28 protein-coding genes, 1 pseudogene and 1 other annotated feature are annotated in these 26,562 nt (G+C 36.8%); of the genes and pseudogenes, 15 read left to right on the top strand and 14 right to left on the bottom strand.

Annotation, left to right across the window (positions count from 1 at the left end):
* Window positions 1–59: 59 nt before the first annotated feature.
* Window positions 60–1,259 (top strand): methionine adenosyltransferase, encoded by a 1,200-nt coding sequence (gene metK, locus CQ058_RS19400; RefSeq protein WP_002015707.1) that lies wholly within the window; start codon window positions 60–62, stop codon window positions 1,257–1,259.
* A 128-nt stretch (window positions 1,260–1,387) separates the two neighbouring features.
* On the opposite strand, the gene CQ058_RS19395 is transcribed toward metK, so the two are convergent.
* A complete protein-coding gene (locus tag CQ058_RS19395) occupies window positions 1,388–1,570 on the bottom strand; it encodes a hypothetical protein (RefSeq protein ID WP_002067721.1) in 183 nt (60 codons plus the stop codon).
* Window positions 1,571–1,576: 6 nt separating this feature from the next.
* Window positions 1,577–1,756: a hypothetical protein gene (locus tag CQ058_RS19390; RefSeq protein WP_002067722.1), complete on the bottom strand. Its 180-nt coding sequence runs from the start codon at window positions 1,754–1,756 to the stop codon at window positions 1,577–1,579.
* Between the two features lie 238 nt (window positions 1,757–1,994).
* Here CQ058_RS19390 and CQ058_RS19385 point away from each other — a divergent pair, with 238 nt between their 5' ends.
* Both CQ058_RS19385 and CQ058_RS19380 read left to right on the top strand, forming a co-directional pair.
* Window positions 1,995–2,504 carry a MogA/MoaB family molybdenum cofactor biosynthesis protein gene (locus tag CQ058_RS19385; RefSeq protein ID WP_002034407.1) on the top strand — a complete coding sequence of 170 codons (510 nt, stop codon included), beginning with the start codon at window positions 1,995–1,997 and terminating at the stop codon, window positions 2,502–2,504.
* Window positions 2,501–3,103 carry a molybdenum cofactor guanylyltransferase gene (locus CQ058_RS19380; protein WP_002190967.1) on the top strand — a complete coding sequence of 201 codons (603 nt, stop codon included), beginning with the start codon at window positions 2,501–2,503 and terminating at the stop codon, window positions 3,101–3,103. The genes CQ058_RS19385 and CQ058_RS19380 overlap by 4 nt, the downstream gene beginning before the upstream one ends.
* A 218-nt stretch (window positions 3,104–3,321) precedes the next feature.
* On the opposite strand, the gene CQ058_RS19375 is transcribed toward CQ058_RS19380, so the two are convergent.
* The 5 genes and pseudogenes from CQ058_RS19375 to CQ058_RS19355 form a co-directional block, all read right to left on the bottom strand.
* Window positions 3,322–4,434 carry an RNA-guided endonuclease TnpB family protein gene (locus CQ058_RS19375; protein WP_002184793.1) on the bottom strand — a complete coding sequence of 371 codons (1,113 nt, stop codon included), beginning with the start codon at window positions 4,432–4,434 and terminating at the stop codon, window positions 3,322–3,324.
* Between the two features lie 11 nt (window positions 4,435–4,445).
* A pseudogene (locus tag CQ058_RS19370) lies at window positions 4,446–4,629 on the bottom strand (IS200/IS605 family transposase); the annotation flags it as partial.
* Between the two features lie 3 nt (window positions 4,630–4,632).
* Window positions 4,633–5,775: a glycosyltransferase family 4 protein gene (locus tag CQ058_RS19365; protein ID WP_002190966.1), complete on the bottom strand. Its 1,143-nt coding sequence runs from the start codon at window positions 5,773–5,775 to the stop codon at window positions 4,633–4,635.
* Window positions 5,776–5,787: 12 nt separating this feature from the next.
* Window positions 5,788–6,318, bottom strand: coding sequence for a phosphatase PAP2 family protein (locus CQ058_RS19360; RefSeq protein ID WP_002034412.1), 531 nt, complete (start codon window positions 6,316–6,318; stop codon window positions 5,788–5,790).
* Between the two features lie 145 nt (window positions 6,319–6,463).
* Window positions 6,464–6,976 carry a gamma carbonic anhydrase gene (locus CQ058_RS19355; RefSeq protein ID WP_002015678.1) on the bottom strand — a complete coding sequence of 171 codons (513 nt, stop codon included), beginning with the start codon at window positions 6,974–6,976 and terminating at the stop codon, window positions 6,464–6,466.
* Window positions 6,977–7,050: 74 nt separating this feature from the next.
* On the opposite strand from CQ058_RS19355, the gene CQ058_RS19350 reads away from it, so the two are divergent.
* Both CQ058_RS19350 and CQ058_RS19345 read left to right on the top strand, forming a co-directional pair.
* Window positions 7,051–7,854, top strand: a complete 804-nt coding sequence (locus CQ058_RS19350; protein WP_002129529.1) for an alpha/beta hydrolase — start codon at window positions 7,051–7,053, stop codon at window positions 7,852–7,854.
* 37 nt (window positions 7,855–7,891) lie between these two features.
* Window positions 7,892–8,956: a tetraprenyl-beta-curcumene synthase family protein gene (locus CQ058_RS19345; protein WP_002190965.1), complete on the top strand. Its 1,065-nt coding sequence runs from the start codon at window positions 7,892–7,894 to the stop codon at window positions 8,954–8,956.
* 153 nt (window positions 8,957–9,109) lie between these two features.
* Here the strand turns inward: CQ058_RS19345 and CQ058_RS19340 are convergent, their stop codons facing one another.
* The 6 genes from CQ058_RS19340 to mnmL all read right to left on the bottom strand — a co-directional run bounded on the left by CQ058_RS19340 (window position 9,110) and on the right by mnmL (window position 14,512).
* Window positions 9,110–10,411, bottom strand: coding sequence for a PepSY-associated TM helix domain-containing protein (locus CQ058_RS19340; protein WP_105589930.1), 1,302 nt, complete (start codon window positions 10,409–10,411; stop codon window positions 9,110–9,112).
* Between the two features lie 155 nt (window positions 10,412–10,566).
* Complete coding sequence (locus tag CQ058_RS19330) at window positions 10,567–11,241, bottom strand: aspartate/glutamate racemase family protein (RefSeq protein ID WP_002138726.1); 675 nt, start codon at window positions 11,239–11,241, stop codon at window positions 10,567–10,569.
* Between the two features lie 24 nt (window positions 11,242–11,265).
* Window positions 11,266–11,946, bottom strand: a complete 681-nt coding sequence (locus CQ058_RS19325) for a hypothetical protein (RefSeq protein WP_002190963.1) — start codon at window positions 11,944–11,946, stop codon at window positions 11,266–11,268.
* Between the two features lie 18 nt (window positions 11,947–11,964).
* The gene (locus tag CQ058_RS19320; protein ID WP_002190962.1) at window positions 11,965–12,798 is read right to left on the bottom strand and encodes an ABC transporter ATP-binding protein; all 834 of its coding nucleotides are present in this window, start codon (window positions 12,796–12,798) and stop codon (window positions 11,965–11,967) included.
* 185 nt (window positions 12,799–12,983) lie between these two features.
* The gene (mnmM, locus tag CQ058_RS19310; RefSeq protein ID WP_002190961.1) at window positions 12,984–13,556 is read right to left on the bottom strand and encodes a tRNA 5-(aminomethyl)-2-thiouridylate-methyltransferase MnmM; all 573 of its coding nucleotides are present in this window, start codon (window positions 13,554–13,556) and stop codon (window positions 12,984–12,986) included.
* Window positions 13,553–14,512, bottom strand: a complete 960-nt coding sequence (gene mnmL, locus CQ058_RS19305; RefSeq protein WP_002190960.1) for a tRNA modification radical SAM protein MnmL/YtqA — start codon at window positions 14,510–14,512, stop codon at window positions 13,553–13,555. Before mnmL ends, mnmM begins: the two co-directional genes overlap by 4 nt.
* A gap of 111 nt (window positions 14,513–14,623) precedes the next feature.
* Between mnmL and CQ058_RS19300 the strand changes: the two genes are divergently transcribed.
* The 10 genes from CQ058_RS19300 (at window position 14,624) to leuS (ending at window position 26,098) form a co-directional block, all read left to right on the top strand.
* Window positions 14,624–14,887, top strand: coding sequence for a YtzC family protein (locus CQ058_RS19300; RefSeq protein ID WP_002089099.1), 264 nt, complete (start codon window positions 14,624–14,626; stop codon window positions 14,885–14,887).
* 15 nt (window positions 14,888–14,902) lie between these two features.
* Entirely contained in the window at window positions 14,903–15,052 is a 150-nt protein-coding gene (locus tag CQ058_RS19295) for a hypothetical protein (RefSeq protein ID WP_001129345.1), read from the top strand.
* 196 nt (window positions 15,053–15,248) lie between these two features.
* Complete coding sequence (locus tag CQ058_RS19290) at window positions 15,249–16,271, top strand: DUF418 domain-containing protein (protein WP_002190957.1); 1,023 nt, start codon at window positions 15,249–15,251, stop codon at window positions 16,269–16,271.
* A 239-nt stretch (window positions 16,272–16,510) separates the two neighbouring features.
* Window positions 16,511–17,272, top strand: coding sequence for an ABC transporter ATP-binding protein (locus tag CQ058_RS19285; RefSeq protein WP_002129519.1), 762 nt, complete (start codon window positions 16,511–16,513; stop codon window positions 17,270–17,272).
* Window positions 17,273–17,289: 17 nt separating this feature from the next.
* Complete coding sequence (locus tag CQ058_RS19280) at window positions 17,290–19,149, top strand: FtsX-like permease family protein (protein WP_002190956.1); 1,860 nt, start codon at window positions 17,290–17,292, stop codon at window positions 19,147–19,149.
* Window positions 19,150–19,492: 343 nt separating this feature from the next.
* Window positions 19,493–20,059 (top strand): tyrosine-type recombinase/integrase, encoded by a 567-nt coding sequence (locus tag CQ058_RS19275; protein ID WP_002190954.1) that lies wholly within the window; start codon window positions 19,493–19,495, stop codon window positions 20,057–20,059.
* Window positions 20,060–20,098: 39 nt separating this feature from the next.
* Window positions 20,099–20,596 carry a cation:proton antiporter regulatory subunit gene (locus CQ058_RS19270; RefSeq protein ID WP_001026048.1) on the top strand — a complete coding sequence of 166 codons (498 nt, stop codon included), beginning with the start codon at window positions 20,099–20,101 and terminating at the stop codon, window positions 20,594–20,596.
* 3 nt (window positions 20,597–20,599) lie between these two features.
* Complete coding sequence (locus tag CQ058_RS19265; RefSeq protein WP_002167528.1) at window positions 20,600–21,823, top strand: cation:proton antiporter; 1,224 nt, start codon at window positions 20,600–20,602, stop codon at window positions 21,821–21,823.
* A gap of 190 nt (window positions 21,824–22,013) precedes the next feature.
* Window positions 22,014–23,207: an MDR family MFS transporter gene (locus tag CQ058_RS19260; protein ID WP_002190952.1), complete on the top strand. Its 1,194-nt coding sequence runs from the start codon at window positions 22,014–22,016 to the stop codon at window positions 23,205–23,207.
* A gap of 198 nt (window positions 23,208–23,405) precedes the next feature.
* Window positions 23,406–23,624: a binding site (T-box leader), on the top strand.
* 65 nt (window positions 23,625–23,689) lie between these two features.
* Window positions 23,690–26,098: a leucine--tRNA ligase gene (gene leuS / locus CQ058_RS19255; RefSeq protein ID WP_002190950.1), complete on the top strand. Its 2,409-nt coding sequence runs from the start codon at window positions 23,690–23,692 to the stop codon at window positions 26,096–26,098.
* 27 nt (window positions 26,099–26,125) lie between these two features.
* Here the strand turns inward: leuS and CQ058_RS19250 are convergent, their stop codons facing one another.
* Window positions 26,126–26,554: a GNAT family N-acetyltransferase gene (locus CQ058_RS19250; protein WP_002190948.1), complete on the bottom strand. Its 429-nt coding sequence runs from the start codon at window positions 26,552–26,554 to the stop codon at window positions 26,126–26,128.
* Between the last annotated feature and the right edge of the window lie 8 nt (window positions 26,555–26,562).

Here is a 26,562-nt window from a genome sequence, read left to right as displayed (position 1 = left end):
TGGCAAATTAAGGATGAGTTCCGTACAATATATACAATTACTGTAGGGAGGTTTACCACATGACAAAAAAACGTCATCTGTTCACATCTGAGTCTGTAACTGAAGGACATCCAGATAAAATTTGTGACCAAATTTCTGATTCAATTTTAGATGCGATCTTAGCAAAGGACGCAAATGCACGTGTAGCTTGTGAAACAACTGTAACAACTGGTTTAGTATTGGTAGCGGGGGAAATTACGACTTCTACTTACGTAGATATTCCAAAAATCGTTCGTGAAACAATTCAAGGCATTGGTTACACACGCGCAAAATACGGATTCGATGCAGAAACTTGTGCAGTTTTAACATCTATCGATGAGCAATCTGCTGACATCGCTATGGGTGTTGACCAAGCACTAGAAGCACGCGAAGGTCAAATGACTGACGCTGAGATTGAGGCAATTGGTGCGGGAGACCAAGGTTTAATGTTTGGCTTCGCATGTAATGAAACACAAGAATTAATGCCACTTCCAATCTCGCTTGCTCACAAATTAGCTCGTCGTTTAACTGAAGTACGTAAAGATGACACATTATCATACTTACGTCCGGATGGAAAAACGCAAGTTACAGTTGAGTATGATGAAAATGGTAAACCTGTACGTGTGGATACAATTGTAATTTCTACACAACATCATCCAGATGTTACGTGGGAAGAAATCGATCGCGATTTAAAAGAGCACGTAATTAAAGCTGTAGTTCCAGCAGAATTAATGGATGGAGAAACGAAATTCTTCATTAACCCAACTGGCCGCTTCGTAATTGGTGGACCACAAGGTGATGCTGGTTTAACAGGACGTAAAATCATCGTTGATACTTACGGTGGATACGCTCGCCATGGCGGTGGTGCATTCTCTGGTAAAGATGCAACGAAAGTTGACCGTTCTGCAGCATATGCAGCTCGTTATGTTGCGAAAAACATCGTAGCAGCTGGTCTTGCTGACAAAGCAGAAGTACAACTTGCATACGCAATTGGCGTAGCACAACCAGTATCAATTTCAGTTGATACATTAGGCACTGGTAAAGTATCTGAAGACGTATTAGTAGAACTAGTTCGTAACAACTTCGATCTTCGCCCAGCTGGTATTATTAAAATGCTAGACTTACGTCGCCCAATTTACAAACAAACAGCAGCTTACGGCCACTTCGGACGTACTGATGTAGATCTTACATGGGAACGTACAGACAAAGCAGCTACTTTAAAAGAGCAAGCTGGTCTATAATATATGAAAAAAAGCTTTGCGCTGTGTGCGCAAAGCTTTTTTTATTTGGTTTTATCCCGCATTAACTGCCCGTAAAAGCCCGATTGGTTCAACTAATAATCAGTGGGGAAGAACAAAATCCCCACTGATTAAAGTTTCACTTTATTTACTACTTGAATGCAAGAACTACAATAAACTTCCCCGTCTAGCTCAATATACTTCTTCATATTTGTCATACCACTTGCCGGAAATGGCATATGAATCCACGCTTTTTCATACGTTTGTATTTCCTTTTCACATGATTTACAAAGGATTGGTTTCTTACGGAACATAGACGGTCACCCTTTCAGTTGGCGTGCTTTTCCTGCGCAAAAAGCACTGCTCAGTAAAAATAGCGTTGCGAATATAATACTCACTAATGTAGCGTATGGAATCGCGCCTTTTAAGGAAAAGCCGACAGTGATGGAAGCAACAAATAAGAGAATGAATGTTGTTGTTAATTTTTTGTAAAGTTCCATAGTGAGTGAACCTCCAAATTATTTTGTAATTTAAAATGAAATCTACTATGTAGAAAATATAAGGGGATTTAAAGAGTAGCTAATGGTGTGTAGTCCAGGCGTATAAGAAAGTATATTTTCCTTTTTGTGGTCGTATATACTTATATTGTATCACGGTGCATCATTGGCTTCATACATAATTGTGTAAAGATATGTATGATAAAATGAAGAAAAGTCTTTAGGAAAGGAAAGATGAAAAATGAGCGTAACTGAACATAAAAAACAAGCTCCAAAAGAAGTGCGCTGCAAAATCGTGACGATTTCCGATACACGTACGGAAGAGACGGATAAGAGCGGACAACTATTACATGAATTATTAAAAGAAGCAGGACATAAAGTGACCTCTTATGAAATTGTGAAAGATGATAAAGAGAGTATTCAGCAGGCTGTGTTAGCTGGTTATCATAGGGAAGATGTTGATGTCGTGCTAACGAATGGTGGAACTGGTATTACGAAACGTGATGTAACGATTGAGGCAGTATCAGTGTTATTAGATAAAGAAATTGTTGGATTTGGTGAGTTGTTCCGTATGATCAGTTATTTAGAAGATATCGGAAGTAGCGCAATGTTAAGTAGAGCGATCGGTGGTACAATCGGGCGTAAAGTTGTCTTTTCGATGCCAGGGTCTAGCGGAGCGGTTCGTCTTGCGATGAACAAGTTAATTTTACCGGAATTAGGTCATATTACATTTGAGTTGCATCGTCAATGAGTAAGTGTGCTGGAATTGTATTAGCAGGAGGTATGTCGAGCCGATTCGGTGAGCCGAAAGCGTTAGTAGGCTGGAAAGAAAGTACTTTTATTGAGCATATTGTGAAAGTAATGGAAAGCGCTGTGCAAGAAATTGTAGTCATTAGTCATACTGATATAAAAGAGAGAGTAGAGCAATTAGTACAAGTTCCAGTTATAGAAGATATGTCGCACTATAAAGGAAATGGGCCACTTGCTGGAATAGTGTCAGGAATGGAATACATAGATTCAGATTGGTATATTATCATGCCTTGTGATGCACCGAACGTTTCAAATGAATGGATTACCATTTTATTAGAGCAAACGAGCGATGAATATGATGCTGTTGTCCCTATTATTAATGGAAGAAAACAACCGTTACTTGCAGCGTATAATAACCGCGTGAAAGAAAAGATTTATGCTTTGCTTCAAGAAGAAAAAAGAAGTATGGGCCAGCTTTTATCACAATGTAATGTGAAATATATTGCTGGTGAAGATGTACAAGCGAATGTAGATTGGTTTATAAATGTGAATACGAAAGAAGAATATGTGCAGGCTCAAAAAGACCTTTCAAATGAATGAAAGGTTTTTTGGTATACAGAAATTGGAGAACAATTGCTGTATAAAGGTATGTGAGTAAGTTGATTTTAAGGGGATTTCGTGAACTACCCGCCACTTAACGTCCTAAAGGAGTGTTTGAAGTGAGGGCTTCTCGGTTAATCATTACTTCTGATAGCTAACGAATTCGTCCTAAGACAGCCGAGCTAACTCCCTTGTTCCAAAGGTTATTTTATTACAATTTATGCTGACGCTAAAAGACGTATTGCTTCATTTTTGATATTGATGGCTGAGTTATAATCTCTATCGAGATTTACACCGCATATACAAGAATAGATTCGTTCAGACAATGTCAGACTTTTCACATTTCCACAGCTACTACATGTTTTTGTTGATGGAAACCATTTGTCTATTTTCACAAGTTGTTTTCCTTGTTCGTTTAGTTTATAAGTTAAGAAAGAAGTGAACATACCCCACCCATTATCAGCGACACTTTTTCCAAAATGAAGTGCTTGCGATATTCCTTTCATGTTTAGATCTTCAATAGCTACAACATCAAAATTGGCAGCTAACTTTTTAGACTCATGATGAAGAAAATTCTTACGTTGGTTAGCTACTTTCTCATGTAACGTAGCTACACGAATACGTTGTTTATTCCAACGTTCAGAACCTTTATTGCGTCTTGATAATACTCGTTGCGCCTTTGTTAATCGGTCTAACATGTTACGATAGAACTTAGGATAATTGGCTTTCTCATCCTCAGAACTGACGTATAATCCATCCATTGCAAAGTCTAATCCAACAACTGTTTCTACTTCTTTTTGTACAATCTCTTTTTCGTATTCAGTCAAGATTGACACATAGTATTTACCAGTAGGTGTCATAGAAATCGTACAAGACTTGATCATATAATCTTGTGGTATCTCTCTATGTTTTTTGATACGTACCATTTTCAGTTTTGGCAATTTGATATGACCATTAAGCAACAGAATATTACCGTTTACTACATTCGTTGTATAAGACTTTCTGTCCTTTTTACTTTTGAATGTTGGGAAGTTATTTTGACCACTAAAGAAATTCTTATATGCAGTTTGCAAGTGTAGTTGAGCATTTGCCAAAGCTAATGAATCAACTTCTTTTAACCACTCAAATTCTGCTTTATATTTCGCAGGGGTTGGAGGCTTTTGTTTCTTTAGTTGTTCCTTATCATCTTTGTATTTTTCGTACGCTTCTTTTCGCTCAGCTAACATTCTATTGTACACGAAACGTACACAACCGAAGGTTTTACGTATAAGATTTGCTTGTTCTTCTGTTGGATACAACCGGAATTTATATGCTTTATTCTGCTTTGTCATATCATTTCACCTCACTTTTTACCTTGATTTTCAATATGTTTCTTTACTACGTCTATTGGCGAACTACCAGTAGTTAGTAAGCAAAAACTTCTTGACCAAAACATTTCTTTCTAAAGTTTTTTTCACTTGTGGAAAGTCTTTCTTGATTAGTTGAGAACTTGCACTTTTATAAGCATTAATAAATTTTGTCATTTCTTTTTAAGCGAGTAATTCTGATGCGGTGTGCTGAAGGACTGTTTCATATTGGTCAAGTAAGCCACGAAAGATTCCATCCCAGCTTTTTGATTGGGCATAAGACGAAGCAGCTATACCCATTTGCATAAGCTGCTCTTCATTTTGTAATAAAGAATGGATGGATGATAGAAATGAATCTGCATGTTTGGGTGGGCAAAGAACTCCTGTTTTTCCATCTGTAATAATATTTTTAACTCCGCCACTATTTGCACCAATGACAGGTGTACCGCATGCAAATGATTCAAGTACGACATTTCCGAACGTTTCAGTAGCTGATGGAAATACCATCATATGAGAACAAGCATATGCTTCAGCTAAATCCGTACCTTGTAAATATCCAGTAAAAGTGACATTTGTTTTCGGAACAGCTTCACGCAAATTTGTTGCTAGAGGCCCGTCTCCAGCGATGAGCCAATGAATATCGTCACGTTCTTTGTTTGTCGTTTGAATAAGTGTTTGAAGAGTATCGATATCTTTTTCAGGAGCAAGGCGTCCGACGTAGGAAAGAATATGTTTCGCTGTAATATTATATTTTTTTCGGAATAGGTCTTTATTGTAAGTTGGATGAAAGAGAGTACAATCTACACCACGTCCCCAAATATAGAGCTGTTGAAATCCTTTTTTCTTTAATTGATGTAATGTTTCAGGAGAAGGAACAAAGTTTTTTTGCATATGACTATGAAACCAGCTTAAATAGTTCCATAGCATATTGGAGAGAAATTCGATTTTGTAATAGCGTAAATAGGCGTCAAAATCAGTATGATAAGAACCGACAACTGGGATATTTAACTTTTTGGCATAATATAACCCACAAAGTCCCATATTGAAAGGCGTAGCGATGTGAATGATATCAGGTTTAAAGGCAAGAAGTTCCCGCTTAATGCGCGGAGTAGGAAAGGCAAAGCGACATTCTGGATATAATATTGTTAACGGGATACTTCTCATTTTGTTCACATTCGCTACGAAATTATCTTCTGCCGTATGCTGAGGGGCGAAAACAGAATAGGCGATATTTTCTTTTTGAAAATATTTAGTTAAACGTTCCAAAGTTTTCGCCACACCGTTGACTTGTGGTGTAAATGTATCGGTAAATATGGCGACTCTCATCATATCGCTCCTTTACATGAGTGGAATGAGTTGATAAAAAGAGATGATGCCAGAGCAAGTGCCAAGGCACATGCCTACAAATACATCTGACGGATAATGAAGCCCTAAATAAATACGGGAAATACCGACGCATAATGCTAACGGTAATAGAAAAGCAAGCAAGTTTGGATTATAGCAAATAAATGGAATGAGGACAGAGAAAACAGCCGTTGTATGTCCGGATGGAAAAGAATGATCTTTTAATGGATGAACTGGATATTTCGCATCCTGAATTGTTAAATAAGGGCGTTTTCGTGGATACCATCTTTTTAATATTTGCACAGGAATATGGCTAATTGTTAAAGAAATAGCAGTTGCAATTGCAGCTTGATGCAAATTCCCTGTTGCGAAAATTAAAAAGAATAGGGTAAGTGCAATGGAAAAACTTGCACCACCGATATGGGTAATATTGCTGAAAAAGATGTTTAATGTTTTTTGATCAAAGTAGCGATTAATTCCTTTGAAGATGTAACATTCTATTTTATATAGTCCACTGACCTTCATGAGATTTTTCCTCCCTCATTTACATATATATGGAGTTATTAACTTCTATTTTAATAAGATTTTATTGAGGGAATAATAATGTTTTGTAAAGAAAAAGTTAGATTTTTTCATAAAAAAAGCTGCCAGTCTTATGGCAGCGATAAAATCACTTTTGTAACGATTTATAATATTGTCCTTTTTCAACGTATTGTGTGCGGATACGTTCCATATCTTTACGGTCTTCTTCTGTTAATTCGCGAATGACCTTCGCAGGGCGACCGAAAGCTAACGTATTAGGAGGGATTTTCTTTCCTTGTGAAACGAGACTACCAGCACCGATGAAAGCTCCTTCACCAATTTCAGCGCCATCTAATATGATAGATCCCATTCCGATTAAAGCATCTTTTTCAATTTTGCAGCTATGTAAAATAACTTGATGCCCAACGGTAACGTCATCTTCTAAAATAAGAGGATACTGGGGGCTTTGGTGAAGTGTACATTGATCTTGTACATTTACTCTATTTCCAATTATCGTTGGTGATACATCACCGCGGATGACTGTATTAAACCAAATGCTAGATTCTTCGCCAATTGTCACATCGCCTGTAATGGTAACATAGTCAGCGATAAAAGCACTACTCGCAATTTTCGGATTTTTTTCTTTGTAAGGATATATCATGTAAAGCCTTCCTTTCCTAGAGACTAGTTTTAGTGTATCAAATTATGAGAAAGAGTGAAATGGAGGAGGTCCGTATGTGGAATTATGAAGCAGAGGAAGCGAAAGCTGTAGTCGTTATCGTGCACGGCGCAATGGAATATCACGGACGTTACGAAGCTATAGCAGAAATGTGGAATCATATCGGCTACCACGTTGTGATGGGAGACCTTCCATCACATGGAACGACTTCGAGAAATAGAGGACATATTGATTCATTTGATGAATACATAGAGGAAGTTAAATTATGGGTGAAAGAGGCAAGGAAGTATCGATTACCTATTTTTATATTTGGTCATAGTATGGGTGGTCTTATTGTCATTCGTATGATGCAAGAAACGAAGAGAGAAGATGTAGATGGTATTATTTTAAGTTCACCATGTTTAGGTGTATTAACTGGACCTTCTGCTCCGCTTCGAGCTGCCTCAAAAATATTAAATGTTGTTGCTCCAAAATTGCAATTTGCAACGAATCTTACAGTGGAAATGTCAACTCGTAATCATGAAGTGAGAGATGCGATGGAGAATGATTCATTGTTCTTGCGCAAAGTATCAGTACGTTGGTATAGTGAATTGATTAAGTCTATCGAAATTGCGCATAAAAAAATAGGCGATTTTCCAGACGTTCCACTCTTGCTAATGCAGGCTTGTGAGGATAAACTTGTAGATAAAACACGTGTCCGTACTTGGTTTGATAATGTTAAAATAAGTGATAAGGCTTTTAAAGAATGGCCGAATTGTTATCATGAGTTATTAAATGAGTATGAGCGTGATGAAATTTTGAATTATATTCAGTCATTTACTGAAATACGCATCAATAACATAATAGAAACAAATAAGTAAATTATTTGTACATTGAATAGAGGAGATGAAGGAAGAAGTGAACGTACCGAGTAATCCCATAACGCTCATGGCGAAAGTATACCGTGATGTGTTTCCGGTAGTACACCATGAGCTAGCGATGTGGAAAGAGCGTGCCTACCATATTCCGAATGACGAGCTTCATAGTCAGGCAATCGCAAGTATTGAGAATAAAACGTTTCATTGCGAGGGCGGTGGCATTTTAGCGCTACTAGCAAATGAACATCGTGAGGAATGTATTCGTTTTATCGTAGCTTATCAAACGATTAGCGACTATTTAGATAATTTATGTGATCGTAGTACATCACTTGACCCGAAAGACTTTGCGGCTCTTCATGAGTCGATGGTAATGGCATTAAGCCCTGAAGTTGAAGGGGGCGGTAACTATTATCGTTATCGTGATGATCAAGATGATGGTGGTTATTTAGATGAGCTTGTTGAAACATGTCAGGATGTTTTAAAGAAAACGAAGCATTATGATAAAATTGCTCCAATTCTTCATGAACTTGCTTGTTATTATTGTGATTTGCAAATTCATAAACACGTGAAGTTAGAAGAAAGAGAACCACGCTTAAAAACATGGTTTGAAGCGCATAAAGAAAATTTACCACCGATGAGTTGGTTTGAGTTTTCAGCATGTGCAGGTTCTACGCTTGGAATTTTCTGTCTTGTCGCATATGCATTTCATGATGAATTACATGATGAAGATATTGCGAAAATTAGACAAGGATACTTCCCTTACGTACAAGGACTTCACATTTTACTTGATTATTTCATCGATCAAGAAGAAGACCGTATAGGCGGGGATTTGAATTTCTGTAGTTATTATGAAAACGAGCAAGCTATATTAGATCGTATGAAACATTTTGTAGAAGAAGCAGAGAAGAGCATTGGTGATTTGCCTCATGCGAAGTTTCATCGTCTCATAAGCCGAGGATTACTTGGTATTTATTTATCAGATCAAAAAGTATCAGCGCAAAAGAATATGCATAAAATGGCACGGCGCATTGTAAAATACGGAGGGCTCACTTCACGATTCTTCTACTGGAACGGGAAGATGTACCGAAAGAAAATGGCGCAGTGATGAAGAGACCATCTCAAAAGGTATTTTGGGATGGTCTTTTCCTATTGTCGTATTTTGTAGTTAAGTCGATATAATTTCATGTGCTGTTGCAATCTTGCTCCATAATGAAAAAGGGACAGTCCAAAATTAGATTTTTTGGACTGTCCCTTTTTACTATGATCGTATTTTTAAAAATACATATATGAGAAGTTCAATCGCGAAAATTACTAAAACAGATAGTCCGAATAAAGGCATGACAGCGCCTAGTATAACCATCATGATAAAGAAAACGATTATGCTTTTCTTATCTCTTTGCTTTGGCGGTGCTGCTAATTTTCCTTTTGGCTTTCTTGCTAACCACATTTTTATTCCGTAATAAATGAGAAGTAATAAAGATAATGTCGTTAGTAAGCATAATATTTTATTTGGCCATCCGAATAAATGTCCTTCGTGAAGCGGGATACCGTAAGTGAACCATTGTGCAAATAATCCATAATCACGATAGTCCGTTTTCGAAATGAGTTCTCCGCTATATTGATCAAAGTAAGCTGTTATTTCTTCATTTGGTGCGACATGCATACCCGTAATACCGGAACCGCTTGATTTCGAAACGGTGAATACACCTTTCGGATCAGCCGGTAGGGAGATAACATATGGCTTCTTTATTTCAATTCCTTTTTGTAATTCATCGACAGAAATTGCTTTTGGCTCATTTGAATTCGATTCAGGAGGAGCTTCTTTTCTTGTTGCCCACGGCAATTCTTTTACCTTTGATTCAGGCGGTGCCATATACAACTTTGGATATCCAATCGATTCATTCGACGATGCGATTTTATAAATTTGGTTACCCATAAATCCTGACCAAGGCAATCCAGATGCGACTAGCAGAACGAGTGGAATTGTAAATATAATACCGATAATAGAATGACGTCGTTTTGCTTTTTCTCGCTTATTGGATGCTGGTGTGTTTTTGAATTGGCGTATACTCATATACAACCCAGTCACAATTAAAAAGATTGTCCAGCACGCTGCAAGTTCTACAATATAATTGACGACAGTGCCACCGACTAAAAGGGAACTATGTAATTCCCGCATTATATTGGCAAACGTTTCAGCTGTATTTTGATCCCCAACAATTTGATTATTGCTATCTAAATACACAAATTTTTGCTTTCCTGTATATTCATTAGCAATCGTAAGCCTAGTATTATAATCCCCATTAAACTCACTAATTTTCGTCACGCTATAATGCGGATATTTTTTCTCTGTTAAGAAAAGCGAATCAGCCATCGAAATAGATTCTGTTTGGGCGCTCTTCCCAAAATATAAATCTTTATAGATGAAATCTTCAACTTCCTCACGAAATAAATACCCAATTCCGCTCAGTGACAAAGTAATAAGAAGCGGCGTAATAAAAAGCCCGGCATAAAAATGCCAACGCCAAAAAATATAATGAAGCGAACGATTTTGTTTCATACGACAGTTCCCCTAACCTTCCCTATATGAATAAACTACTTATTTAATATAGCGAGATTAAGTGTGATTACTTTGAAAGAATTGTGAAAAAAGTTAAAAGTTTTGGGGATTTTTATCAAACACAAAGCACATTTCAAAAGGGATGTGTTTTATGTTTATGAAGACCTTTTTATATTTGATGCATAGATCCTAACAACTGCTTCCGCAAGACATTGAGCGGAATCAACAAAGTCCTCACTCACCACCACATTCAAATCGGTACATGCGATAATAGCGGTATCTACTTCGTCTTTTAACTGTAAAACGAGCAGACTCCATAATTTGCGAGCTTCCTCAATTTCTCCGCCTTTAATACAAGTAATAATTTGATTAATCATTTCTTGCCATTGTTCATTATGAATGTACTCTATATTACGTTTTGTAATCCCGTCTTGGTAAATACCTGCTTGAACAGTCGCTTCTGTTGCAAGAAGAGCGACTCTTTTTGTATTTTCAGGAATTGCTTTTAACGTCTCATCGACTATATTCAAAATAGGAATGGTAATAGAACGCTGTAATTCTTCGAAATAAAGATGCGCTGTATTACATGGCATTGCGATGAAATCTACACCAGTACTTTCAAGTCTTTGCGCTCCTTCAATAATCGCTTTTTTCATCGCCGCATGATCAATAGGGCGATCCATATAAAACGGTGTTGGGCACGAATAAATCATCATATGAGGAAAGTCCATATCATGCTTTGCTCCATATATTGTTTGGCACCCTGCTACAACTGTATCGACGAATGGTCCGGTTGATTTTGGACCCATTCCTGCTAGTATTCCAATCATTGTTTAGTCCCCTTTAATATGTAATCAAAAACGTTTTCTGCGAACGAGAAAAAGAAATAAAGTAAGTAATAAAAATGAATATACGATAGCCCAAGCTGTAAGCCATAGAGTATGAGTAAGTATATTATATTTGTATTGTCCAAGCATTATAAAGCTTTCGACAGGTGGTAAAAACCATAGTAACTCTTTTTTTAACCGGATTGAGGCAATCGTCATAAGTAATATAAATGTAAGACTAAGCCAAGCGGTGCTTGCTTTTTGAATAATATTTCTAGTAAATAATGTTGCGATTGAAATTCCTAGTATAGATAAAGACATGTGAGCGAGAAATCCGACTAGAAATAAAGAAGCTGTCATTTTTTCATTAAACATTTGCAAAATAATTGGATAGATTACGGATATAAAAGATAAAACAGTACAAATAAGAAGAGCCGTAACATATTTACCAACGTATAATGCCGAAATATTATTTGTATGTGAAATAGTGATTTGTTCTTGTACAAGATCTTCAGTATGAAAAATTGTGACTGTAATCCAGGCAGATAATAAATAAAGTGCGAGTGCTGTTTCTAAGTATGTCGGTACAATGGGAGTTGGTTTATATGTATATACAAAAAGTAAGCTTATGCAGTACATCGCAATAGGAGGAATGTACTTATACGATTTTGTGTAGTCGAGAAAATGGTAACGAATAAGCGCAAACATAATAAACCTTCTTTCGATTTAAAAATTAGGCTGTAGCAGTGTGATAGATGCTTTTTTATGTAATAAAAACTGAAGCATTTCGTTTGTATATTCCTTTTCGATTTGTAATTGAATGAGGTTTTGATTTGAATTGTGTGTAACTTGTATAAATCCTGATTGCTTTTGTAGTTCTATAGATGAAAATGTTTCGTGAACAATTGCCTCAATATAGACCTGTTCTGTTGATTTTTGCACAGAGGTATCTTCCGCAATTGTATGATTTGCTAATGTCACAATTCTATCGGCGAAGTTTTCTAGTAGTTGTTTTTCGTGACATGTGAAGAGTATAGATATGCCTTGTTGTTTTAATGAGAGTAAAATATGCTCTAGTTCTTGCTGAGAGTTAGGGTCGAGTCCGGAAAGAGGTTCATCTAAAATTAATAAATGGACGTCTGTAAGTAACGCTTGCATAATGCCTGTTTTTTGTTTCATACCTTTTGAAAAGTTACGTACAATGGAATGCTTTGCATGATGTAAATGAAAAGATTCAAGGAGGATCGGAATTTTATTTCTTAAATATTTTGTTGATAAACCGTGAATGTGGCCGAGATGATATAAATAATCCTCTAATGTAAAACGAATTTCTTCTGGAAAATGTTCAGGAACATATCCGATTTGTATATGTTCTTTTCTTTGAAGTGTCCCTGCCGTAGGTGAAATAAATCCTGCAATTATTTTGAGTAGAGTACTTTTTCCAGTCCCGTTCCCGCCAATAATAGCGAGTGCTTCTCCTTCTGGAATGGATAAATCGATGTTGTCTAGTATGAGTGATTTGCTGTACTTCTTTTGAATTCCCCTTAGTTCTACTAGCAAAGTTCTATCCTTCTTTCTTCAAATATTGTATACATCCATTATATAGGAGAATAAGAAAAAGACGTGCAATGAGTGCACGTCTTTTTTTGTTATGTTTTGTCGAACAATCGATATATCTGAAAAATCGTTGATATAATTATCCCGCTATTTGCCGGACAGTAAACCTCACTGATTAAAGTTTCACTTTATCGCTTCTCAATCGCCACAATAAATGGTGGGTTATTTTGCTGGTTAATGAAGCCGTATCGCAAAACGTGAGCTTGTTTTTGGTCGAGTTCTTCTGCAAATTTGAGAACAGCGTCGCGTTCTACTTGTCCTTCTGGATGTCCGTGGTAAATGACAAGGACGATGATACCTTCAGGTGCCATTACTTCTAATAATTGCTCGATCGCCGAGATTGTTGAGTTCGGTTTTGTAACGATATGTTTGTCACCGCCAGGAAGGTAACCTAAGTTGAAGATAGCGCCTGTTACTTTTCCTTTTGCTTCTTCTGGTAGTACGGATAAAAGTGTATCGTGACTATCGTGAACTAAAACAGTGCGTTCGAAAAGTTCTTTTTCTTTTAGGTGGATAGTAGAACTTTCGATTGCTTCTTGTTGTATATCAAATCCAAATACTTTTCCGTTATCTCCAACGATTTCAGCTAGGAAGCAAGTGTCATGCCCATTGCCGAGTGTTGCATCTACAGCGTAATCGCCTTCTTTTACTGCCGTTTGCAGCAGCGAGCGAGCAAACGGTAATACACGTTCTAATTTCATTTTTGTTTCTCCTCATTTGCATATTTTCCTTGCCAGCTTCCGCGGCGTACAAATTCTGCATCGATGGAATTTAATACTTCCCATTTATTTAAGCTCCACATTGGACCAATCATTAAGTCAGGCGGACCGTCACCTGTGATGCGGTGCACAATTACGTCTTCTGGAATCATTTCAAGTTGGTCAACAACGAGACTTACGTAATCTTCAAGAGAAAGGAATTCTAGTTGTCCTTTTTCATATTGCTTCACCATTGGTGTTCCTTTTAATAAATGAAGTAAATGAATTTTAATTCCTTGTACATCAAGCTTCGCTACTTCACGAGCTGTTTCCATCATCATGTCGTAATCTTCAAGTGGAAGACCGTTAATAATATGAGAGCAAACTCTAATGCCATGTTTGCGTAATTTATTTACGCCTTCCACATAAGATGGATAATCGTGAGCACGGTTAATAAGATTTGCAGTGCGTTCATGAACAGTTTGTAGTCCGAGTTCAACCCAAAGGTATGTACGTTTATTTAAGTCCGCTAAATATTCAACGACATCGTCTGGTAAACAATCTGGACGAGTTGCGATAGAAAGACCGACAACGTCTTTTTCTGCTAGAAGCGGTTCGAATTTTTCTTTTAACACTTCAAGTGGTGCATGTGTATTTGTGTAAGCCTGAAAATAAGCGATACATTTTCCGTCTTTCCACTTTGAGTGCATTTTTTCTTTCATTTCATGATATTGCGTTATAACATCATCGCGGCGATCGCCAGCGAAGTCACCAGATCCAGCAGCACTACAAAACGTGCAGCCGCCGTAAGCGACTGTACCGTCACGGTTCGGGCAATCGAAGCCAGCATCTAATGAAACCTTAAAGATTTTTTCACCAAATTCATTTCGTAAGTGGTAATTCCATGTATGATAACGTTTATTGTCATTTGTATATGGAAAAGGGTTTTGAACCTTCATTATTTTCCCTCCTAAGACGAGTCAAAATGAAACAAAATCCATTATAACATACTCATAAGGTTCATATGGAAGGGACACACTAAAGGGGAATTGAAGCAAGGAGGGACAATTATGGCAGAGCGTCAATCACTTGAAGAGTATATTACACAGGCAGAACAAGCGGTGGAATATGCGAAAGAACAATTAGACCAAGGCATGAGACAGGAGCATTACAATACGATGGAGTATTCGGATGCTCAGTTGCAATTAGAACAAGCATATAATGATTTACAAACGATGCAACAACATGCGAATGATGAGCAACGTGAGCAATTAAATAGAGCACGTATGGCAATTCGCCAATTGCAACATCAAATGATTATTACACCGCACTAATAAGGAGTGAATGTAATGGCGAAACGTTCAGATCAAAACAATCCAGAGCAAAAAACGCAAAACGGACATAACGCTGAGTTTTCGAATGAACTTGATCCAGTTGTTCAAGTGAAACAGCGTAATAGTAAAAAAGGACAACCTCAAAGATCAAAGCAATCAGAGTAAACCAGGTCGCATTATGACCTGGTTTTATTTTGCCTCGTGATTGGTGCGGGCTAATCAAGGGGCAAAATAATACTGATTAAAGATTTAATTCATTATATTACAATAACGTAAGATTACTGTAAGGTTTGCCGATAGTTACGATTGTCTTTTTCCAGTAGAGTAAGGGAGGATTTAATTTTGGACAAGGAGTTGTATTATGGGGAACAATATTACAAACAAACGAATTGATGAGTTAGATTACATTCGTGGCTTCGCATTACTGGGGATTATTTTAGTAAATATTCTTGCACTACTGAATATTAAAGTTCCAGATCCTAGTACAGTGGATGCAAGTTATCAAAGGTTTCTATACTTATTTGTAGAAGGTCGTTTCTTCTCAATCTTTTCATTCTTATTTGGAGTAGGATTCTATATCTTCATTACAAGAGCAATTGCGAAAGGGAAGAATGGATATGTTCTATTTCTACGCCGCTTAGTTGCACTATTTATTTTTGGTTTGATTCATCAAATGTTTCAGCCTGGGGAAGCACTAGCGTTATACGCAATTTGTGGATTAGTCACTTTACCATTTTATAAAGTGAAGAAGCAAATAAATTTAGTAATCGGTCTTATTCTTACGATAGTTTTTAGTATTATGGCAGCTAAGGAATTATTACCATTAGGTTTAATTTTATTAGGTCTTGCTGCAGGACAGTACAAAGTATTTGAAAATCTTTCAGCGAAAATAAAGCAAGTCGCTATTTTTACAGGAGTTATGTTTGTTTTAAGTGTGATAGCTTTATGGTATCAATATGGGCACGTTCCTGCTAATCCATTTGTAAATATGATACTTATGACTGAAGATGGAACAATGGACGCTGCAGGTCAATTCTTAAAAATTGGTGTTACAGTTGGACCAATTATTTCAGCTTTCTATGTAGGAGCATTAATTTTATTACTTCAGTTAAAACCAGTTCAAGCATTGTTAGCGCCACTGAAATACTATGGTCGTATGGCTTTAACAAATTATGTTGGACAAACTGCAATGATTTTAATTGCAGGCAGTGTATTTAATTTTGCAGGAAACTTAACGTACATGCAGACGCTATATGTGTGTATCGCAATTTATGCAATTCAAATTATTTTCAGTGTGATTTGGATGAAAATCTTTAAAATGGGTCCATTAGAATGGATTTGGCGTGTTATTACGTATTGGACGGTAACGCCTTTAAAGAAATAAGAGTAGGAAATAGGCTGTTCCACATGCGAAACAGCCTATTTTTATTGTCATCTTTTGTCGGTAAGTCGATATATTTGAAAAATCGCTGATAAAATTGCATTTACTAATGAAAAAACTAAGCTTACATGCTCAGTTTTTTTTCTTACAAAAGTGTAAGGTAATTGTAATGTTAATAAATAGCAGTTCACCTCCAAAAGGCGCAAAATAGGTAATGGAAAAACAAGCGTAGGAGGATATATATGACGAAACCAGTTGTAGACGTGAAAAACGTTCAAAAAGTGTACGGTAAAAAAGGTGAGAACCAATCACACGCGTTAAAAGGTGTTTCATTCTCAATTCAAGAGGGTGAGTTTGTTGGTATTATGGGACCATCTGGTTCTGGTAAAACGACATTATTAAATGTAATTTCAACGCTTGATAAAGCAACGGGCGGCGTTGTTGAAATTGCGGGTACGGATATTACGAAAATGAAGCAAGGTGAGCTTTCTGATTTCCGTTCACAAAAATTAGGATTTATCTTCCAAGACTTTAACTTATTAGAGAACTTATCTATTTATGAGAACATTGCACTTCCACTTTCCCTTCAAGGTGTTTCATCACGTAATATTGGACCGAAAGTAGAGAAAGTAGCGGATATGTTAGGGATTACAGAAATTCTTCAAAAGTATCCAACTGAAGTATCCGGTGGACAGAAACAACGTTCAGCAGCAGCACGTGCACTAGTGCATGAACCGGCAATTATTTTAGGAGACGAGCCAACAGGAGCTCTTGATTCGAAAAATGCAGCAAGTTTACTTGATGCGATGACAAACTTAAATGAAGAACAAGGCGTATCTATTATGATGGTTACGCATGATCCATATAGTGCAAGTTACTGTCAGCGTATTTTATTCATTCAAGATGGTGAGCTATATAAAGAAATTCACCGCGGTGGTACGCGTGAAGAATTTTATAAAGAAATTTTAGATGTGCTTGCGGACTTAGGCACACAAAAAGCGTAAGAAGGGAGGTCTAGGGCATGTTATTTAAACTTTCCATGTCAGGGCTAAAGAGTAAGCTGAAAGATTATATTGTCTTACTTGTTGGTCTTGTCATGTCGATTTCAATTTTTTATATGTTCCAAACGTTAGCGCTGAATAAAGCGTTTATCGAATCCAATTCTGTTATTAAGTCTATTGGTTTCGTATTCCAAGCAGGTTCATTTTTATTAGCAATTATAACGTTCTTCTACATTTTATATGCAAACTCTTTCTTATTATCTCTTCGTCAAAAAGAGTTTGGTATGTACATGATGTTAGGTGCAAAAAAGCATAAAGTTACATTACTTATGTTTATTGAAACGATTGTATTAGGTGCTGCGTCTCTTGCGATTGGACTTACAGTTGGTGTAGGACTTGCAGAAGGTATCGGACAGTTATTAATGAAACAATTAGAATTTGCTGGTGAAGGCTATAAGGCATTTTATCTACCATCTATGACTGTTACTTGCATTTTCTTCTTTGCATTATTTGTATTATCAGCAATTATGAACAGTATTAAGTTATCACGTATTTCAGTACTGCAACTTGTACATGCAGATGCACAAACAGAACGTGTTGCGGTAAAAGGAAAAATGACAGGTGTCGTTGCAATCCTTGCTGTTATTTTATTAGGAATTGGCTATGCATCAATGATTTACATGGAAAAACTAAGAGAAATGGGAATCCTTATTGCATTAATTACAACAACAACTGGTACTTACATGCTATTTGGATCACTTCTCCCAGTTATCATTAGAAAGTTAAAGAGTAATAAAAAGCGTAGTGAAAAAGGACTTAATGCTTTTACGTTTGCACAATTAAATTTCCGTATTAATAGCTTAACGAAAGTACTTGCAACAGTAGCGATGTTAGTTGCTCTTGGAGCGGGTGCAATTTCAGGTGGTATGGCGTTTAAAAATAACGTTATAAAAATGGTTGATGGTTTAGTAATATATGATTCAGTTATTCATAACCCAACAGCTGAAGAAAAGAAAATTTTAGATGGTATTACATTTAAAGAGAAAAATGAATATCGTTACAAAGTTGATAATAAATACGTTTATTATGTAAAAGAAGATTTAGAGAAAAAACCTCCTTTCGTACAAGATACAAAACAGATGGAAAGTATGAAGGATTTAGGAAAAACAAAGAAAGTTTCAGAGGAACTACCAGTAGGTGCAGTTTCTAGAGAAATGAATGAAAAAGATGCGAGTGCTAAAGAACTTCCAGAAGAATGGAACGAGGCTTTCAGAACAATTCAGCCATTTTATCTATATGAAGATCATGCAATTAAAATTGTAGATCAGAAAATGTACGATACTGTAAATGGTAAAGAAGGAATCGTAGTTACTGGAAAAACAGACGATTTTGTAGCATACACAAAAGAATGGAAAAAACTTGACGAGTTGCAGCTAGTTAAATATAAAAATGTAAAAGCTGAAAGATTAGATAGTAAATATCAATCTTACAATGGATTCTACGGCATTGCGAGTGGAACAGTATTTATGGGATTCTTCCTTGGAATTGCATTCTTAGCAATGATGGCAAGTTGTTTAATGTTTAAAATTCTTTCTGGGGCATCAAAAGATATTACGCGTTATCAAATGCTGCGTAAAATCGGTGTGCGCCGTGAATTATTAACGAAATCAATTTATAAAGAGTTATTCTTAGTATTCTTATTCCCGGCAATTGTGGGTATTGCTCACGTATTAGTTGGTATGAATATTTTCGGATTTATTTTAGTCGATCCGTACTTCCGCATTTGGGTTCCAATCGTAATTTTCGTAGTAATTTATGCGATTTATTACTTCATTACAGTTCAATTGTATAAAGGGATTGTTCTTCCGAAAGAAGATTAATGAAAAACCGAGCGAAACTGCTCGGTTTTTTATATTTTCAGAAAAAACACTTTAATGTTACTGAAATATATAATATAATGTAAATAAGTAACATAATATGTGAGTATCAGCAACTGGAAAACGAAAGGAGGAATTCGATCTATAGAAAGAAGCTGAACTTGTATCCCCTATTTTTCTACCCACACTGTATTTGTACAATCATAAATTTCCAAATGCAAATTGCCTGGACCTAAGCAGTATATTGTGAAAATAATGGATAATACATGGAAATCTCATAGCATGATAAGGTAAAATGGACAGGATAATGAGAAAATTACCGTTCATAAGATGAGGAGATACATGTATGGAAGTTGTAGAGGCATTAAAAGATATAAACCAAATTGAGGCTATGAAAAAGTATTTAAAAGAGCACTCGCAGCGAGATTATCTTTTATTTGTTATTGGGATTAACACTGGATTAAAGATTACTGAACTATTGAGTATTAAGTTTGAAGATGTATTAAATGAAGATGGAACTGTTAAAGAGTTTTATTCTCTTCCTGTGAAAGATGAAAAGTTTAAACAAGATATTTATTTAAATACAAAAGTAAAAGAGGCGCTTTTAGCGTACGTACAATCTTTTGATATTCAAAGAGAAAACTACGTATTTCAATCTAACAAAACAACAAATTCAATCTCACGCCAACAAGCGTATCGTGTTATCCATAGCGCAGCTGAAGCGGTCGGAATACTTGGTAAGATTGGAACGAACTCAATGCGAAAAACATTTGGATTTCATGCGTACAAAAGAGGAATAGCGATTGCGCTATTGCAAAAGCATTTTCATCACGCAACTCCATCAGAAACGTTAAAGTATTTAGGAATCTTAAAAGATGAGAAGTTTAAAACAGAGATTGATGTAGATTTGTAAAAGGAAAGAGCCGTAACTAAAAAATTAGGAGGCGGGAATATGAATATTAGAGAGAGTGAACTACCGGGCATTGGATGTAAATTTGAAGTGATAACAAAGGGTAATGAAAAAATGGTTATTGTTATTCATGATGATGGAAGAAGGGAAATGTACCATTTTGATGCGGATCACGATGAGAGTATTTCAAGCATTTCTCTTCGTGATTCTGAAGCGAGACAAATTGCGGCTATATTAGGCGGAATGGTATATAGGCCGCAAGCGCTAGACACAATTGAGATGGCTTTTGAAGGATTATCAATTGAATGGTTTAAGGTGGAGAATAATGCACCAGTAGTACAACAAACAATTGGGAGCTTACACGTTAGAAAAACATATAACGTAACAATCATTGCTATTTTGAAAAAGAATATGAAGAAATTCTTTAATCCAGGTCCAGACTCTATTATTGAAGCTGGCGATATGCTCGTATTATCGGGTGAAAGACATGAAGTAAAAAGAATTATTAATGAATTGCTTTCAGCAGGAGGTGATTCCTAATCGATGGATACTTTAATTTTTGAAGTTGGAACTGCGTTAGTATTAGTAGCTTTTGCAGCTATCCTCGCTGCGAAGTTAAAGTTCTCGATTATTCCGTTTCTCATTATACTCGGTATGTTAGTGGGGCCTCATGCCCCAGATTTAGGACTTATCGATTTAAGGTTTATTGAAAGCGGAGAAGTTATTTCCTTCCTCGGCCGTGTTGGCGTCATATTCCTCTTATTCTACTTAGGTTTAGAATTCTCAATAAAAAAATTAATTAAATCAGGAAAGTCGATTGCTTTTGGGGGTAGTGTTCATATATCGCTTAATTTCATATTAGGTTTACTTTATGGATATGTTATGGGTTTCCCCTTATTAGAAACATTAATTATTGCTGGAATCATTACAATCTCATCGAGTGCAATTGTTGCAAAAGTAATTGTTGATTTAAGAAGATCTGGTAATAAAGAGACAGAACTCATTTTAGGGATCATTATGTTTGATGATATCTTTTTAGCTGTATATTTATCAGTCGTTTCAGGATTAGTACTCGGAGGTGCAACATCATTTGTAGGTGCTCTTACATCCGTACTAATCGCAGTAGGATATATGTTACTATTCTTTGTAATCGCTAGAAAAGCTACGCCGTTTCTAAATAAAGTATTAGATATTTCGTCAAACGAAATTTTTATTATCGTAATATTCGCTATTTTATTCTTTGTAGCAGGATTTTCAGAAACAATTCATGTTGCGGAAGCGATTGGGGCTTTATTGTTAGGACTCGTCTTTTCAGAAACAGAGCATAGTGATCGAATCGAGCATCTCGTCGTCCCGTTTCGTGATTTCTTTGGAGCTATATTTTTCTTCAGCTTCGGTTTAAGTATAGATCCGTTTTCGCTTGGAGGAGCAGTATGGTTGGCATTAGGAGCAGTTTTCATTACTCTCATCGGTAATTTTACAGCTGGAATGATTGCAGGGCGTAAAGCCGGGTTATCGCATAAGGCTTCTACGAATATCGGTTTAACACTTATATCACGTGGGGAATTCTCCATTATTGTCGCGAATCTCGGAATAGCGGGTGGCTTAATGGCAACGATTAAACCATTCTCAGCTTTATATGTTTTAATATTGGCGTCGTTAGGGCCATTATTAACGAAGGAATCTGGGAGAATATACTCTCTACTAGACAAAATATTTAAATGGAGTGCTAAAGAAAGTGCAAAACGTAAAAAGGAAGTTGGATAACCTTCCGCTAGGGAACGATTCCATTATTTATAGATTAATATTTTACAAAGACGATTAGAATACATTCTAATCGTCTTTGTGCTATTATCTGAATTTCATCAACTATTAATCAGTTGCCTTCCTATTTAAAAACGACTACAATTTTACTGTTATATATATGAACGAAAAAAAGAGAATAGGAGGGGAGACTATGCCAAGGAAAGTATGGCTATTAGTAGCTGGGATGATTATTAATGTCACGGGTGCTTCTTTTTTATGGCCTTTTAATACAATTTACTTACATGATAGTTTAGGGAAATCTTTATCAGTAGCCGGAATGGTATTAATGATCAACTCGCTTACTGGTGTAATCGGAAACTTGCTCGGCGGTGTTTTATTTGATAAATGGGGCGGTTATAAATCAATTTTAGTAGGGATTGTCATTACACTTGTATCGATTTTAGGTCTTGTATTTTTCCATGGTTGGCCATTATATGTTGTGTGGCTAGCATTAATCGGATTCGGTTCTGGAATGGTATTTCCATCGATGTATGCGATGGTCGGTACGGTTTGGCCAGAAGGCGGGAGACGAGCGTTCAATGCAATGTATGTTGGACAAAACGTTGGGATTGCGATTGGAACAGCGTGCGGTGGATTAGTTGCGTCTTATCGTTTTGATTATATTTTCTTAGCGAACTTTATTTTATATTTTATTTTCTTCTTAATTGCGTTTATTGGATTTCGTGGTATGGAAGCAAAAAAAGAGCAAGAGGTACAAAAAGAAGCCGAAACGAAAAAAGGTTGGTCACTTACACCTGGCTTCAAAGCGCTTCTAATCGTATGTGTAGCATATGCTTTATGCTGGGTTACATACGTACAGTGGCAAGGGGCAATTGCGACGTATATGCAAGAGTTAAATATTAGCCTTCGTCACTACAGTTTATTATGGACGATAAACGGGGCGATGATTGTTTGTGCACAGCCGCTTGTTAGTATGCTAATTCGCTGGATGAAGCGTTCTTTAAAACAACAAATTATGATTGGAATTATCATTTTTGCGGCGTCGTTTATTGTTTTAAGCCAAGCGCAGCAATTTACGATGTTTCTCGTTGCGATGGTGACATTAACAATTGGTGAATTATTCGTATGGCCGGCAGTTCCGACCATCGCAAATATACTTGCACCGAAAGATAAGCTAGGATTTTATCAAGGTGTTGTAAATAGCGCAGCGACTGTAGGGAAAATGTTCGGACCGGTCGTTGGCGGAGCGATTGTTGACTTATACAATATGGAAGTATTGTTTATTGCGATCATGGTAATGCTTGTAGTAGCGCTTATAGCAACGAGTATTTATGATAGACGAGTAAAAGTAGAAGAAACAGTTGAAGAAAAAATTGCAGTTTAGTTTGACGGAACATGCAACATGTTTTAGAATATATTTAAATAAATAGTAATAAAATATCCTTTGGAACAAGGGAGTTAGCTCGGCTGTCCTAAGAAAAATTCGTTAGTTAGCAAGAGTAACGATTAACCGAGAAGCCCTCGCTTCAAGTAAGCTCTTAAGAGATACTAAGTGGTGGGTAGTTCACATTAACTCATATTTGTAATAACAGTGAGAAGGAGTAGTAGTAATAGAAGCTGGTTTAGAGAGTTGACGGTCGGTGCAAGTCAATCCACGTTTCGTTATGAACTCGCCTTTGAGTTGCAGTTGTGAAATCATTAGTAGCAATTGCCGTTAATCCACGTTACGGATCTAAGCGAATGTATTTATTACATTAATTTAGGGTGGTACCGCGGGAATCTATAACCTCTCGTCCCTTTCTAGGGATGAGAGGTTTTTTGTATTTTGGGCGGTGAAAATAAATAGAATTTCAAGGAGGGTATCTCATGAGCTTTAATCATCAAGAAATTGAGAAGAAGTGGCAAGGGCATTGGGAAGAGAATAAAACATTCCGTACGCCAGATGAAACAGAAAAACCAAAATTTTATGCACTAGATATGTTCCCATATCCATCAGGTGCAGGCTTACACGTAGGTCATCCAGAAGGTTATACAGCGACAGATATTTTATCTCGTATGAAGCGTATGCAAGGATATAACGTTCTTCATCCAATGGGATGGGATGCATTCGGTCTTCCAGCAGAGCAATATGCACTTGATACTGGGAACAGCCCGGCTGAATTTACAGAGCTTAATATTAATACGTTCCGTAATCAAATTAAAGCATTAGGCTTCTCTTACGATTGGGATCGTGAAGTAAATACAACAGATCCAACCTACTACAAGTGGACACAATGGATCTTCCTAAAACTATTTGAAAAAGGTTTAGCTTACGTTGATGAAGTACCTGTAAACTGGTGCCCGGCACTTGGTACAGTACTTGCAAACGAAGAAATCATTGACGGTAAGAGTGAGCGCGGTGGACATCCAGTTGAGCGTCGTCCGATGAGACAGTGGATGTTAAAAATTACAGCTTACGGAGATCGTCTATTAGAAGATCTAGATGAGCTTAATTGGCCAGAAAGCTTAAAAGACATGCAACGTAACTGGATCGGTCGTTCTGAAGGTGCAGAAGTACACTTCAACATCGACGGTACAGATGAGAAGTTCACAGTTTTCACAACGCGTCCTGATACACTATTTGGATCAAGCTACTGTGTACTGGCTCCAGAGCATGCACTTGTTGCTAACATTACAACACCAGAACAAAAAGAAGCTGTAGAAGCTTACATTAATTCTGTAAAAATGAAGAGTGACCTAGAGCGTACAGAACTTGCGAAAGAAAAAACTGGTGTATTTACTGGTGCTTACGCAGTTAACCCAGTAAACGGTGAGAAATTACCAATCTGGATCGCTGATTATGTTCTTGCAACTTACGGAACAGGTGCTGTAATGGCAGTTCCAGCTCACGATGAGCGTGACTATGAATTCGCATCAACGTTCAATCTTCCAATGAAGGAAGTTGTAAAAGGCGGAGACATTTCGAAAGAAGCATATACAGGTGATGGTGCGCACGTAAACTCAGCATTCCTTGATGGTTTAAATAAAGAAGAAGCAATTGTAAAAATGATTGAGTGGCTTGAAGTAACAAGCGCAGGAAATCAAAAAGTAACGTACCGTCTACGTGACTGGTTATTTAGTCGCCAACGTTACTGGGGTGAGCCAATTCCAGTAATCCATTGGGAAGATGGTACAATGACAGCTGTGAAAGAAGAAGAATTACCATTAGTTCTTCCGAAAACAGAGAATATTCGTCCTTCAGGTACAGGTGAATCACCACTTGCAAACATTGAAGAGTGGGTAAATGTTGTTGATCCTGAAACTGGTAAAAAAGGTCGTCGTGAAACAAATACAATGCCACAATGGGCTGGTAGCTGCTGGTACTACCTACGCTACATCGATCCAAACAACAGCGAAGCACTTGTAGACCCTGAAAAAGTAAAACAATGGCTTCCAGTTGATATTTATATCGGTGGAGCAGAGCACGCTGTACTTCACTTACTATATGCTCGTTTCTGGCATAAAGTATTATATGATATCGGTGTAGTTCCAACGAAAGAACCGTTCCAACAATTATTCAACCAAGGTATGATCTTAGGTGAAAACAACGAGAAAATGAGTAAATCAAAAGGTAACGTTGTAAATCCTGATGATATCGTAGCAAGCCACGGTGCAGATACACTTCGTCTATACGAAATGTTCATGGGACCATTAGATGCTTCAATCGCTTGGTCTGAAAATGGTCTTGACGGAGCTCGTCGTTTCCTAGATCGCGTATGGCGCCTATTCATTCAAGATAACGGTGAATTAAGTGAGAAAATTACTGATGCACCAAACAAAGATCTTGAAAAAGCTTACCACCAAACAGTGAAGAAAGTAACAGAAGACTATGCAGAGCTTCGCTTCAACACAGCGATTTCTCAAATGATGGTATTCATCAACGATGCATACAAAGCTGAAACACTTCCGAAAGAATATGTAGAAGGTTTCGTAAAAATGATTGCACCAGTTGCACCTCACATCGGGGAAGAACTATGGAGCAAGCTTGGATACAATGAAACAATCACATATGCAAGCTGGCCAACATTTGATGAGTCTAAACTTGTAGAAGATGAAGTTGAAATCGTTGTTCAAATTATGGGCAAAGTTCGCGCAAAATTAACAATGAGTAAAGACGCATCAAAAGAAGAAATGGAACAACTTGCACTTGAGGAAATCAAAGAACAAATTGAAGGGAAAACAGTTCGTAAAGTAATTGTTGTTCCTGGAAAACTTGTTAACGTTGTTGCAAACTAATTAATTATTAATAAAAGCTCAGAGCGTTTATGCTCTGAGCTTTTTTGCGTGAAAAATAAGCTCAGGATCACCTTCATCTAAGTTTTCGATCATTCCACTACGCATAAATCCATTTGCTTTAAAAACTTTTTGCATATTTGTATTCGATTTGTTCGTTGAAGAAAATATTTTTTGAGTAGGAGAATGTCTTAACATATATGAGATTAATGAGCTTGCATGACCTTGTCTTCTTTTCGTTGGCGAAACAATGATTAATGAGAGGAAAGTATGACCAAAGAAATTTGTATCGTATGTTAGAAAACCAAAAATGGAATTGTCCTCTTTTGCAATTATGCAGTTTCCTTCATCAATAGCGTGTTTAATATAATCTCGTCTACTATCGTCTCCGATTACATCAACATCTATATGTAAGATTGAATCTAAATCGTCGATGGAAGCTTTTGCTATGTTTTCCAATGGAAATG

Source organism: Bacillus sp. MYb56 (assembly GCF_002976445.1).
Classification (GTDB): domain Bacteria; phylum Bacillota; class Bacilli; order Bacillales; family Bacillaceae_G; genus Bacillus_A; species Bacillus_A mycoides.
Note: the sequence above shows the minus strand (reverse complement) of the source record. Positions and strands in the feature narration are given on the sequence as shown.